Below are 12,005 nucleotides of genomic sequence, written 5' to 3'. Positions count from 1 at the left end.
GCCCTCAGAAACCGAGCTGCCTGGTCTCGCTCAGCGCGTCGACCGCGGCCTTCTCGCCGTCCAGCTCCACCTGCGCGTGCCCCTGGCGGCCGAAACCGAACATGGTCAGCTCACCCGGTTCCCCGGTGACCGTGACCACCGGAGCACCCCGGTGGGCGACCGCCGTCTGCCCGTCCGGGCGGCGCAGCACCACCCCGACCGGCGCCTTGCGCCCCAGCATCCTCGCGGTCTTCTCCAGCCGGGCCCACAGCGTGTCCGAGAACACCGGGTCCAGCTGCCGGGGCGTCCAGTCGGGCTGGGCGCGGCGCACGTCCTCGGCGTGCACGTAGAACTCCACCGCGTTCGCGAGTTCGTCGACCTGCTTGAGCGCGTACGGCGAGAACCTCGGCGGACCGGTCCTGACGAGCTGGATCAGCTCCTCGTAGGGTTTGGCGGCGAACTCGGCCTGCACGCGCTCCAGGCGCGCGGCCAGCGGCTTGATGAACATGCCGCCCGCCGCGTCGGGGCGGCGTTCGCGCAGCACCACGTGGGCGGCGAGGTCCCGGGTCTGCCAGCCCTCGCACAGGGTCGGCGCGGCCGGGCCCGCGGCCTCCAACAGATCGGCGAGGAGCAGCCGTTCACGCTTCGCATGAGTGGACATAGAGGTCAGCGTAGCCCTGCCGGGCACGGAACGGGGCGTGCGCGGCACGGGCCCTGTGCCCCGTTTCCGGGGCGGGCCGGTACGGCGGTTGTCCACAGGGGGACGGGCCCCGTCAGCCGCTGCGCCACAATGGGGGGCATGAACAGCACGGCGGACAGCCCACTCGACGCGGCCCTCGCCGCCCGGCTCAAGCGCACCCCGGACGGCCTCGTGCCGGCCGTCGCCCAGCAGTACGACACGGGCGAGGTGCTCATGCTCGGCTGGATGGACGACGAGGCGCTGCACCGCACCCTCACCACCGGGCGCTGCACCTACTGGTCGCGCAGCCGCGGCGAGTACTGGGTCAAGGGCGACACCTCCGGCCACGTCCAGCACGTCAAGTCCGTCGCCCTCGACTGCGACGGGGACACCCTGCTCGTCCGGGTCGACCAGGTGGGCGCCGCGTGCCACACCGGGGACCGCACCTGCTTCGACGCGGACGTGCTGCTGCCGTCCGCCGAGCCCGCCGCCGCCCAGTAGGGTCTGCCGCCATGGACCTCGAATCCTTCCGCGAACTGGCCGCCGACCGGCGCGTCATCCCCGTCAGCCGCACCCTCCTCGCCGACGGGGACACCCCGGTCGCGCTGTACCGGAAACTCGCCGCAGAACGCCCCGGCACCTTCCTGCTGGAGTCCGCGGAGAACGCCGGCCAGTCCTGGTCCCGGTACTCCTTCGTCGGCGTCCGCAGCGCCGCGACCCTCACCGAACGCGAGGGCCGCGCGCACTGGCTCGGCACCCCGCCGGTCGGTGTCCCGGTCGACGGCGACCCGCTCGCCGCGCTGCGCGCCACCGTCGAAACCCTGCACACCCCCCGCGACCTCGCCTCGGGCCTGCCGCCCTTCACCGGCGGCATGGTCGGCTACCTCGGCTACGACGTCGTGCGCCGGCTGGAGAAGGTCGGCCCCGGCGACCACGACGACCTCCACCTGCCCGAGCTGACGATGCTGCTCACCTCGGACCTCGCGGTGCTCGACCACTGGAGCGGCACCGTCCGCCTCATCGCCAACGCCATCAACCACAACGACCTCGACACCGGGGTCGACGAGGCGTACGCGGACGCCGTGGCCCGGCTCGACGCCATGGAGGCCGACCTCGCCCGGGCGGTGCCCACGGCACCCACCGCACTGCCCGCCTCCGAACTGCCCGCGTACACCGCGCGCTGGGGCGGCCCCGACTTCCAGGTGGCCGTCGAGGACATCAAGGAACGCATCCGGGCCGGGGAGGCGTTCCAGGTCGTGCCCTCGCAGCGCTTCGAGACCGAGTGCACCGCGAGCGCGCTCGACGTCTACCGCGTCCTGCGCGCGACCAACCCCTCGCCGTACATGTACCTCTTCCGCTTCGAGGGCTTCGACGTCGTCGGCTCCAGCCCCGAGGCGCTCGTCAAGGTCGAGGACGGGCGGGCCATGGTCCACCCCATCGCCGGGACCCGCCCGCGCGGCGCGAGCCCCCGCGAGGACCAGGCGCTCGCCGAGGAACTGCTCGCCGACCCGAAGGAGCGCGCCGAGCACCTCATGCTCGTCGACCTCGGGCGCAACGACCTCGGCCGGGTCTGCGAGCCCGGCAGCGTCGAGGTCGTCGACTTCATGTCCGTCGAGCGCTACTCGCACGTCATGCACATCGTGTCCACCGTCACCGGCCGTGTCGCCGAGGGCCGCACCGCCTTCGACGTGCTGACCTCCTGCTTCCCGGCCGGCACCCTGTCCGGGGCGCCCAAACCCCGCGCCCTGCAGATCATCGACGAACTCGAACCGGCCCGGCGCGGCCTGTACGGCGGCTGCGTCGGCTACCTCGACTTCGCGGGCGACTCCGACACCGCCATCGCCATCCGCACCGCCCTGCTGCGCGAGGGCACCGCCTACGTCCAGGCCGGAGCCGGGGTCGTCGCCGACTCCGACCCGGTCGCCGAGGACACCGAGTGCCGCAACAAGGCCGCCGCCGTCCTGCGCGCCGTCCACACCGCCAACCGCCTGAACGCCCCGGGAGGGCGTGAGGGATAGTGGAAGGGTGACTGCTGTCCCCCACTCCCGTACCGACGCCCTCGCAGCCTCCGCCCGCGGCGGGGGCGCCGGGCGCCGCAGCCTCTCCGCGGCCCTCCTCCTCGGCGCGGTCGGCTCCGGTGTGGCCCTGCTCTGCTCCCGGCAGACCTGGGCGCACGGCACCGCCTCCGTCGTCGGCGGCTCCCTGCCGCTGAGCGCGAAGGGCAGCGACGTCACGGGGGTGCCCGCCGCCCTCGCGATCGTCGGCCTCGCCGCGCTCTTCGCGGTCTTCGCGGTCCGCCGCGCGGGCCGGGTCCTGGTCGCCCTCCTGCTCACCCTGAGCGGGGCCGGCATCCTGGCCGCCGCCCTCACCGGGGCCGGGGACACCGGCGCCCTCGACGAGAAGGCGGCCACCGCCACCGGTGACACGGCGGGTGCCGTGCACCACTTCAGCCACACCGCGTGGCCCTACGTCGGCGCCGTCGGCGGACTGTTCATCCTGCTCGCCGGGGTGCTCGCGCTGCTGTTCAGCCGCCGCTGGCCCGCCATGTCGGGGCGCTACGAGCGGGACGGCACGCCCCGCGCGCACGCCCCGCGCAAGGCCGTCGACCCCGACCGGCCCGAGGACCTGTGGAAGGCCATCGACCGCGGTGAGGACCCGACCGGGGGCCACTGATCCCCGAAATTCCCGCCCCCGTGCGTGAATACCACCCGGCTGCGCGGTGTTGTCACCCGTACGGGAGAATGGGGACCGAGACCTACCGCTTTGAGGAGCTAGTCATGTCGAAGAGCAGCCACGGACACACTCCGGCGGCGTGGACCGGCGTCATCATCGCCTTCGTCGGCTTCATCGTCGCCAGCGTCTTCACCGTGATGGCCGTGCCCGCCGGTTTCTGGGTCGGCATCGGCATCCTCGCGGTCGCCGCCATCGTCGGCGGGGCGATGAGCGCAGCCGGCCTCGGCGCCCCCAAGGGCCACCACCAGGTGTCCTCGGCCCAGCACTGAGTCCACGGCGGACCCCGCCTCCCGGGGCTGATCCGCTCCACGAACGGCCTCGACGCGCCACGCGCCGGGGCCGTTCGCGCGCGCGAGCCCGCCCACCGCGCCGTGCCCGGGCAGAATGCCGGGGTGAGCGCAGAAACAGACGCAGACACCGCCCCGGACGCGGACCCGGACGCCGCGCGGCCCGGTGCGGGGCCAGAGCCCCGGACGGGCGTCGACCGCGCACCGGCCGGCCCGCACACCGGGGCCCCGCCGTTCCCGGCCTCCCACGCTCCCCCCACGAGCACCCGCCCCGGGCCCGTACGGCGCCTCCTGGCGCCCGCCGCGGCCCTCGGCGCGGTCCTGGCGGCCTTCGCCTACGTCGGCACCGTGGACCCCAACGAGCCCGGCCACTACCCGGCCTGCCCCCTCCTGCGCCTCACCGGGCTGTACTGCCCCGGTTGCGGCGGGCTGCGCAGCGCCCACGCCGTCGCCCACGGCGACCTGGCCGGGGCCCTCGGTGACAACGCGCTCGCCGTCCTCGGCTACGGCGCCGCCGCCGTCCTGTGGACCGTGTGGGTGCTGCGCGCCGTACGCGGCCGGCCCGCGCCCCCCACCACGCTCACGCCGCGCGCGACGTGGGCCCTGGGCTGCGTGCTGCTCGTGTTCAGCGTTGTCCGGAACCTGCCCCTCGGCGCCTTCCTGCATCCGTGACGTTTCGTACCGGTCCGCTCCACGGAGCCGGTATGAAAAGTCCAGGTCATGGGACTGGCGTCAACCGGATGCGACCCTTACGCCCCGCGGCGGATACCATCGCAGTGGCGCCCGGTTCCCGTCCCGGTTCCCCCCGGGGAACCTTCGCGGACACCTCCGGGGCCTGTCCGAAAATCGTCCTTCCCCCGGCGTGACCGCCGCGGGGAGGGGTTCCGGGAAGGAGTCCGCCGGCGTGAGTGTGCTCGACGAGATCATCGACGGAGTGCGTGCCGACCTCGCGGAGCGGCAGGCGCGCGTCAGCCTCGACGAGCTGAAGCAGCGCGCCGCGCGAGCCCCCGAGGCCCGGGACGGACTCGCCGCCCTGAGCGGTGACGGAGTCAAGGTCATCTGCGAGGTCAAGCGCTCCAGCCCCTCCAAGGGAGCCCTCGCCGCGATCGCCGACCCGGCCGCCCTCGCCGCCGACTACGAGGCGGGCGGCGCCGCCGCCATCTCCGTCCTGACCGAGCAGCGCCGCTTCGGCGGCTCCCTCGCCGACCTCGAAGCGGTGCGCGCCAAGGTCGACATCCCGGTCCTGCGTAAGGACTTCATCGTCACCTCGTACCAGCTGTGGGAGGCCCGTGCCTACGGCGCCGACCTCGCTCTGCTGATCGTCGCCGCCCTGGAGCAGCCGGCTCTCGAATCACTCATCGAGCGCGCCGTCTCCATCGGCCTCACCCCCCTCGTCGAGGCCCACGACGAGGAGGAGGTCGAGCGCGCCGCCGAGGCCGGCGCCAAGATCATCGGGATCAACGCGCGCAACCTCAAGACCCTCAAGGTCGACCGCGGCACCTTCGAGAGAGTCGCCCCCGAGGTCCCCGCGGGCCTCGTCAAGGTCGCCGAGTCCGGCGTGCGCGGCCCGCACGACCTCATCGCCTACGCCAACGCCGGGGCGGACGCCGTCCTGGTCGGCGAGTCCCTGGTCACCGGCCGCGACCCGAAGGCCGCCGTCTCCGACCTCGTCGCCGCAGGTGCCCACCCCGCGCTGCGGCACGGCAGGAGCTGACCGCTCCCCGATGAACCCTCCCGCGAGCGTCACCGAGAGCCTCCGGCCGGGCGGCCCCCGCCCCGCCGCGGCCCCGGCGCGCCCGCAGCCGGAGGCGCCCGTCCCCGCGCGCGACCCCTACGCCCGGCTCGCGCGCGGCTGCAAGCCACGCGGCTGCCGCGCCCCGGCCCGCCGCGTCCACGGCCGCCGCGTGCGGTACGTCATCGGCGACGAGCCCGGGCAGGTCAACGGCATGCGATGGCGCCGCCCCGGCCGCTGACGCGCACCCGTGTGCCCGGACCCCTCCGGGCGTCCGGCAGACCCCGTGCGGCGGCCCTTCGTGTTCACCGTCAGCCCTTCACCCGGGCCGCTCACGCGCGCCCGGCACACAGGAGCACACGAGATGCCGAGCGAGTTCTTCCTCCCCGATCCCGAGGGACGGGTCCCCAGCGCCGAGGGCTACTTCGGCGCCTACGGCGGCAAGTTCATCCCGGAGGCGCTGGTCGCCGCCGTGGACGAGGTCGCCGTCGCCTACGACAAGGCGAAGAACGACCCCGCCTTCGCCACCGAGCTGGACGATCTGCTGGTCCACTACACCGGCCGCCCCAGCTCCCTCACCGAGGTGCCCCGGTTCGCCGAACACGCGGGCGGGGCCCGGGTGTTCCTCAAGCGCGAGGACCTCAACCACACCGGCTCACACAAGATCAACAACGTGCTGGGGCAGGCCCTCCTGACCCGCCGCATGGGCAAGACCCGGGTCATCGCCGAGACCGGCGCGGGCCAGCACGGCGTGGCCACCGCGACCGCCTGCGCCCTGTTCGGCCTCGACTGCACGATCTACATGGGCGAGATCGACACCGAGCGCCAGGCGCTCAACGTGGCCCGGATGCGCATCCTCGGCGCCGAGGTCGTCGCCGTGAAGTCCGGCAGCCGCACCCTCAAGGACGCCATCAACGAGGCGTTCCGCGACTGGGTCGCCAACGTCGACTCCACGCACTACCTGTTCGGCACCGTCGCGGGTCCCCACCCCTTCCCCGCGATGGTCCGCGACTTCCACCGCGTCATCGGTGTGGAGGCCAGGCGCCAGATCCAGGAGCGCGCCGGCCGCCTCCCGGACGTCGCGGTCGCCTGCGTCGGCGGCGGCTCCAACGCGATGGGCCTCTTCCACGCCTTCATCCCGGACACCTCGGTCCGCCTGCTCGGCTGCGAGGCGGCGGGACACGGCGTCGACTCCGGCGAACACGCCGCGACCCTCACCGCCGGTGAGCCCGGCATCCTGCACGGCTCCCGCTCCTACGTCCTGCAGGACGAGGAGGGCCAGATCACCGAGCCGTACTCGATCTCCGCCGGTCTCGACTACCCCGGCATCGGCCCCGAGCACGCCTACCTGCGCGACTCCGGGCGCGCCGAGTACCGCCCGGTCACCGACGACGCGGCCATGCGGGCGCTGCGCCTGCTGTCGCGCACCGAGGGCATCATCCCGGCCATCGAGTCGGCGCACGCCCTCGCCGGGGCGCTGGACGTGGGCCGGGAGCTGGGCCCCGAGGGCCTCGTCCTCGTCAACCTGTCCGGCCGCGGCGACAAGGACATGGACACCGCCGCGAAGTACTTCGGGCTGTACGACGAGGAGAGCGTCGTCGTCGACGCCGTCGTCGAGGCCGACACCGAGGGGGAGCCCCAGTGACCAGCACCACCAGCACCCAGGCCGGTACGACCGGCGCGGGCACCGGCCCGCACTCCGGCAACCTCGCCCTGCTCGGCGAGACCCTCGCCGCCGCGAAGGCCGAGGGGCGCGCCGCGCTCATCGCCTACCTCCCGGCCGGCTTCCCGACCGTCGACGGCGGTATCGAGGCCGTCAAGGCCGTCCTGGAGTCCGGCGCCGACGTGGTCGAGATCGGGCTGCCGCACAGCGACCCGGTCATGGACGGCCCTGTCATCCAGACCGCCGACGACATCGCGCTGCGCGGCGGGCTGAAGATCGCCCACGTCATGCGCACCGTCCGCGAGGCGTACGAGGCGACGGGCAAGCCCGTCCTCGTCATGACGTACTGGAACCCCATCGACCGCTACGGCGTCGAGCGGTTCACCCGGGAGCTGGCCGAGGCGGGCGGCGCGGGCTGCATCCTGCCCGACCTCCCCGTCCAGGAGTCCGCGCTGTGGCGCGAGCACGCCGACAAGCACGGGCTCGCGACCGTGTTCGTCGTCGCGCCCAGCAGCAAGGACGTCCGGCTCGCCGAGATCACCGCGGCCGGCTCGGGCTTCGTGTACGCCGCCTCCCTCATGGGCGTCACCGGCACCCGCGCCTCGGTAGGCGCCCAGGCGCAGCAGCTGGTCGAGCGGACCCGCGCGAGCACCGAACTGCCGGTATGCGTCGGGCTCGGGGTCTCCAACGCGGAACAGGCCGCCGAGGTGGCCGGCTTCGCCGACGGGGTCATCGTCGGCTCCGCCTTCGTCAAGCGGCTGCTCGACGCACCCGACGAGGCGGCTGGTCTCGCCTCCGTACGGGAACTCGCCGCGGACCTCGCTCGCGGGGTCCGGGCGGCGGACAGGGCACCCGCGCGGTAGAGCCCACCGGGGCCTCGAACAGACGGGGCGTCCCGCTGGCAACCTGGCGCCCCGGTGTTCGCTCGTAGGCGTGAAAAGAGGACCGGGGAGGCACATGTGCCTCCCCGGTTCGTTTGCGGGGGTGTGAGCGAGAAGAATCGTCAGGGAAAGCTGTCCGCCCGCGAGCGCATCGCGGCCGACCGCCGTCAGGAGCAGGTCCGGGAGAAGCGCCGCAAGACGGTGGTCGTGGCGGTCACGGTCGCCGCCGTCCTCGGGGTGGCCGGGGCCATCGGTGCCGTCGCCGCCAACCTGAACGGGGACAAGGCGGACGCCGCCGGACCCGTCGTGACGCCCAAGGGAGCGGCGGGGGAGGACGGCCTCGCGATCCCCGTCGGCAAGGAGTCCGCGAAGTCCACCCTCACCATCTGGGAGGACTTCCGCTGTCCCGCCTGCTCCCAGTTCGAGGGCGCCTACCGTTCGACGATCCACGAGCTGGCCGAGAAGGGGCAGCTCAAGGTCGAGTACCACCTCGCGACGCTCATCGACAAGAACATGGGCGGCAGCGGCTCGGCGCGCGCCGCCAACGCGGCGGTCTGCGCCCAGGACGCCGGCAAGTTCCCCGCGTACCACGACGAGCTGTACCGCAACCAGCCCGCCGAGACCGAGGACACCTTCGCCAAGCCGGACAAGCTCCTCGAACTGGCCGGGAAGGTCGAGGGCCTCGACACGCCCGCCTTCCGGTCCTGCGTCGAGAAGGGCACCCACGACGCGTGGGTCGCGAAGTCCGACGAGAAGTTCCAGCAGGGCGACTTCCGCGGCACCCCGACCGTGCGGTTCAACGGCAAGGACGTGTTCTCCGACCAGAAGAACCCGCTGACCCCGGCGAAGCTCCGGAAGCTGGTGGAGGACGCGGCGCGCGACTGAACGCCGGGAGAGGGCGGGGGCGCGGTCGCGGAGGGTGCCCGCAGCGGGGCGGCGCCCACTGGCCCAGGACCCGCCCGCCGCGCGGTCCCCGGGGGCGCGTCCTTCGCGGGCACGTCCCCGGGCGGTGTGACCGGCGGTCCCGTCGGCCGGGTGCGCGGGGACTGTCCGCGCCCCCGTGTCCGGTACTGCCTCCGGGCCCGGCGTGGCGCTCGTTACGGAGCCGTTGCCTGGGCTGGAGTCCGCGTTCCGGGCCCGGCACGGTAGCGTCGGACCTGCCATGGACCTTGCCTTCATTCCCAGCCCGTCGCGCGGGGTGCTGTATCTCGGCCCCCTCCCTCTGCGCGGATACGCGTTCTGCATCATCATCGGCGTGTTCGTCGCCGTGCTGCTCGGAAACCGGCGCTGGATCGCGCGCGGTGGCCGGCCCGGCACGGTCGCGGACATCGCCGTATGGGCGGTGCCCTTCGGCCTGGTGGGGGGGAGGCTCTACCACGTCATCACCGACTACGAGCTGTACTTCACCAAGGGCCGTGACTGGGTCGACGCCTTCAAGATCTGGGAGGGCGGCCTCGGTATCTGGGGCGCGATCGCCTTCGGCGCGCTCGGCGCCTGGATCGGCTGCCGACGCCGCGGCATCACGCTCCCCTCGTGGGCCGACGCGGTGGCCCCCGGGGTCGCCTTCGCCCAGGCCATCGGCCGCTGGGGCAACTGGTTCAACCAGGAGCTGTACGGAAAGCCGACCGATCTGCCCTGGGCCCTCAAGATCACCAGCGACACGGGCGGCCGTGTCCCCGGCACGTACCACCCCACCTTCCTGTACGAGTGCCTGTGGTGCATCGGCGTCGGGCTCCTGGTCCTGTGGGCCGACCGGCGCTTCCGGCTCGGACACGGCAGGGCCTTCGCGCTGTACGTCGCCGCGTACTGCGCGGGCCGCGGCTGGATCGAGTACCTGCGGGTCGACGAGGCCCACCACATCCTGGGCGTCCGGCTCAACGTCTGGACCGCGATCCTGGTGTTCCTGGCCGCGGTGGTCTACCTCGTGTTCTCCGCACGGCTGCGCCCGGGCCGCGAGGTCATCCACGACCGCGGGGACGGCAGCGACCCCGAACCGCCGGTCGCGGCCGGGGACGGCGCGGAGCCGGGGGACGCCGAGGGCACCGCGAGTGCCAAGGACCGCAAGCGTTCCGAGGACGCCGAGGCCGAGGACGCCGAGGACGTCAAGGGGAAGGACACCGCGCCTGATCCGGCGTCCACCTCGCTGAAGAAGAGCTAGGCTCCCCGGGCCGCTCGGCCCGGGCGAGCGCCTCCGGCTCCCGCGCCATGCCGTGTAACAGCGCACCGGAGGACCGGGCGGCATAAGGACCTCGGGAGCCCGGCCGAGCAGGACGCGCGCCGCCTTCCGCGGGACACGGTGCCGGTGAGTGCGGCGGCCTCGTGCGCGGTGGGCCCCACGCACGAGGCCGGTTGCCGCGAGCAGCCCCTGCGGCAGGGGCTGCGCGGGCCGGGTGCGAGCGTCAGCACGGTGCGTACGCCGTGACGCACGCGCCCGCGTCCCCGGACCTCCCGAGCGGTGCCCAGCGGGATCTCCAGCTGGAGCAACAGGTGTCCGCGCCGGAGATCAGGCGCTCGTCCACCTGAGGCCGGCCCGGTGAGCGTGCCGTTGGCGCCGGGCACCCGGCGCGGCGGACCGGTGTCCGCTCCCGCGTCGGCCGGCCCCTGCCGCAGCCGCGTACCGAAGCCTTCGCCGCCGACCGCGTCGATCACCGCGACCCGCGACCCGGCCCTCGGCCCGGTCAGCGGCGATCGTCTGAGGGCCGGGTCCCATGCCCCGGCCGGGTACGGAAGCCGCGCCCGGTGAACGGTGCTCGCCGCGCCCCGGGAGTACGTCCGCGACGGACCCCGCCGTCGGTCCGTACGCATCCGGCGCGTGGCCGGACGACGCCTGTCGCGCACCGCGAAAGCGCTGGTAAGTACGGCCTTCCTTGCTGGCGGGGCGGTCTTTTCGTGCGTACTTTCGAACCCGTCGCGAGGGCTCCTGCCGGGCCCCGCGAGGGGGAGCGGACGACCCGGCCGAGGGCCGCCGCGCGAGCGGAGAAGAGGAACACGGGCGCGATGGCCGTCACCGGGACACATGTGAAGCGCGAAGAGCCCGAGGAGACCGGGGGGAGCGGGAGGACCGGGGGAGCGGCCGGTGAGTCCGCTGAGACGAGGGCGACGGCCCCGGACGGAGGCACGGGACGACGGCCGGCCAGGAGCGCCGCGCCGAGCGGGACGGCGCCGCTGCTCGAAACCGTGCCCCAGGGCATCCAGAAGCCGCTGCCGTCCGTCGCGCACCAGGACCACCAGGGCCAGGACGGGCATCAGGACCATCACCCCGACCAGCACACGCACCGCGACGTCACCGGCGGCTGGCTGCGCCCCGCCGTGTTCGGCGCGATGGACGGGCTCGTGTCGAATCTCGCGCTGATCACCGGGGTCGCGGGCGGTGCGCTGGCCCCGCACACCGTCGTCCTGACCGGTCTGGCCGGGCTCGCCGCGGGGGCCTTCTCCATGGCGGCCGGCGAGTACACCTCCGTCGCCTCGCAGCGGGAACTGGTCCTCGCCGAACTCGACGTCGAACGCCGTGAGCTGCGCAGACACCCCGAGGACGAGCTGGCGGAACTCGCCGAGCTGTACGTCTCGCGCGGGGTCGAGCCGGAGCTCGCCGCCGAGGTCGCCCGGCAGTTGTCCGCCGACCCGGAGCAGGCCCTGGAGATCCATGCCCGCGAGGAACTCGGCGTCGACCCCGGCGACCTGCCCTCCCCGTCCCTGGCGGCCGGCTCCTCGTTCGGGTCCTTCGCCGTGGGCGCCCTGCTGCCCGTGCTGCCGTACCTGCTGGGCGCGACCACGCTGTGGCCCGCGGTCCTGCTCGCGCTCGCCGGGCTCTTCCTGTGCGGGGCCGTCGTCGCCCGGGTGACGGCGCGCACGTGGTGGTTCGGCGGACTGCGGCAGCTCGTGCTGGGCGGCGCCGCGGCCGGTGTGACCTACCTCCTGGGCAATCTCTTCGGCGCCGCCGTAGGATGAGGTCCTATACAGGGGCTCGCATAACTAATCGTTACTCGGCGGTTTCAGGAGTGCGGCCGAGGGGCATGAGCCGTACGCGCCGCAGGCAATGTCGCCCGCGCGC

At 73.9% G+C, this 12,005-nt stretch carries 13 protein-coding genes; 12 read left to right on the top strand and 1 reads right to left on the bottom strand.

Translation table 11 applies throughout. From position 1 onward, the window contains the following. Nucleotides 1-4 precede the first annotated feature (4 nt). On the bottom strand, nt 5-640 hold the full coding sequence (locus AB0J21_RS13120) for a TIGR03085 family metal-binding protein (RefSeq protein ID WP_363145970.1): 636 nt from the start codon (nt 638-640) through the stop codon (nt 5-7). 138 nt (nt 641-778) lie between these two features. On the opposite strand from AB0J21_RS13120, the gene hisI reads away from it, so the two are divergent. From hisI to AB0J21_RS13060, 12 genes are all read left to right on the top strand, one after another. Further along, nucleotides 779-1,159, top strand: coding sequence for a phosphoribosyl-AMP cyclohydrolase (gene hisI, locus AB0J21_RS13115; RefSeq protein ID WP_363145969.1), 381 nt, complete (start codon nt 779-781; stop codon nt 1,157-1,159). Between the two features lie 11 nt (nt 1,160-1,170). After that, nucleotides 1,171-2,676, top strand: coding sequence for an anthranilate synthase component I (locus AB0J21_RS13110; RefSeq protein WP_363145968.1), 1,506 nt, complete (start codon nt 1,171-1,173; stop codon nt 2,674-2,676). Nucleotides 2,677-2,683: 7 nt separating this feature from the next. Further along, nucleotides 2,684-3,331 (top strand): TIGR02234 family membrane protein, encoded by a 648-nt coding sequence (locus tag AB0J21_RS13105; protein WP_363145967.1) that lies wholly within the window; start codon nt 2,684-2,686, stop codon nt 3,329-3,331. A 104-nt stretch (nt 3,332-3,435) separates the two neighbouring features. Beyond that, a complete protein-coding gene (locus AB0J21_RS13100; RefSeq protein WP_363145966.1) occupies nt 3,436-3,660 on the top strand; it encodes an HGxxPAAW family protein in 225 nt (74 codons plus the stop codon). Between the two features lie 309 nt (nt 3,661-3,969). Beyond that, nucleotides 3,970-4,350 carry a DUF2752 domain-containing protein gene (locus tag AB0J21_RS13095; RefSeq protein ID WP_363146241.1) on the top strand — a complete coding sequence of 127 codons (381 nt, stop codon included), beginning with the start codon at nt 3,970-3,972 and terminating at the stop codon, nt 4,348-4,350. A gap of 232 nt (nt 4,351-4,582) precedes the next feature. After that, entirely contained in the window at nt 4,583-5,392 is an 810-nt protein-coding gene (gene trpC, locus AB0J21_RS13090) for an indole-3-glycerol phosphate synthase TrpC (protein WP_363145965.1), read from the top strand. Nucleotides 5,393-5,402: 10 nt separating this feature from the next. After that, nucleotides 5,403-5,651: a tryptophan synthase subunit(beta) gene (locus AB0J21_RS13085; protein WP_363145964.1), complete on the top strand. Its 249-nt coding sequence runs from the start codon at nt 5,403-5,405 to the stop codon at nt 5,649-5,651. Between the two features lie 123 nt (nt 5,652-5,774). Further along, a complete protein-coding gene (gene trpB, locus AB0J21_RS13080; protein ID WP_363145963.1) occupies nt 5,775-7,055 on the top strand; it encodes a tryptophan synthase subunit beta in 1,281 nt (426 codons plus the stop codon). Continuing rightward, nucleotides 7,052-7,936 carry a tryptophan synthase subunit alpha gene (gene trpA / locus AB0J21_RS13075; protein WP_363145962.1) on the top strand — a complete coding sequence of 295 codons (885 nt, stop codon included), beginning with the start codon at nt 7,052-7,054 and terminating at the stop codon, nt 7,934-7,936. The genes trpB and trpA overlap by 4 nt, the downstream gene beginning before the upstream one ends. A 123-nt stretch (nt 7,937-8,059) precedes the next feature. Beyond that, nucleotides 8,060-8,839, top strand: a complete 780-nt coding sequence (locus AB0J21_RS13070) for a thioredoxin domain-containing protein (RefSeq protein WP_363145961.1) — start codon at nt 8,060-8,062, stop codon at nt 8,837-8,839. Nucleotides 8,840-9,116: 277 nt separating this feature from the next. Continuing rightward, a complete protein-coding gene (gene lgt, locus AB0J21_RS13065) occupies nt 9,117-10,112 on the top strand; it encodes a prolipoprotein diacylglyceryl transferase (RefSeq protein WP_363145960.1) in 996 nt (331 codons plus the stop codon). A gap of 1,019 nt (nt 10,113-11,131) precedes the next feature. Further along, the gene (locus AB0J21_RS13060) at nt 11,132-11,902 is read left to right on the top strand and encodes a VIT1/CCC1 transporter family protein (RefSeq protein ID WP_363145959.1); all 771 of its coding nucleotides are present in this window, start codon (nt 11,132-11,134) and stop codon (nt 11,900-11,902) included. The last annotated feature ends 103 nt before the right edge of the window (nt 11,903-12,005 follow it).

Origin of the sequence: Streptomyces sp. NPDC049954 (assembly GCF_040656295.1) — a bacterium.
In the GTDB taxonomy this organism is placed as follows: Bacteria; Actinomycetota; Actinomycetes; order Streptomycetales; family Streptomycetaceae; genus Streptomyces.
The sequence above is the reverse complement of the archived record's forward strand: the minus strand, read 5'-3'. Positions and strand labels throughout refer to the sequence as shown.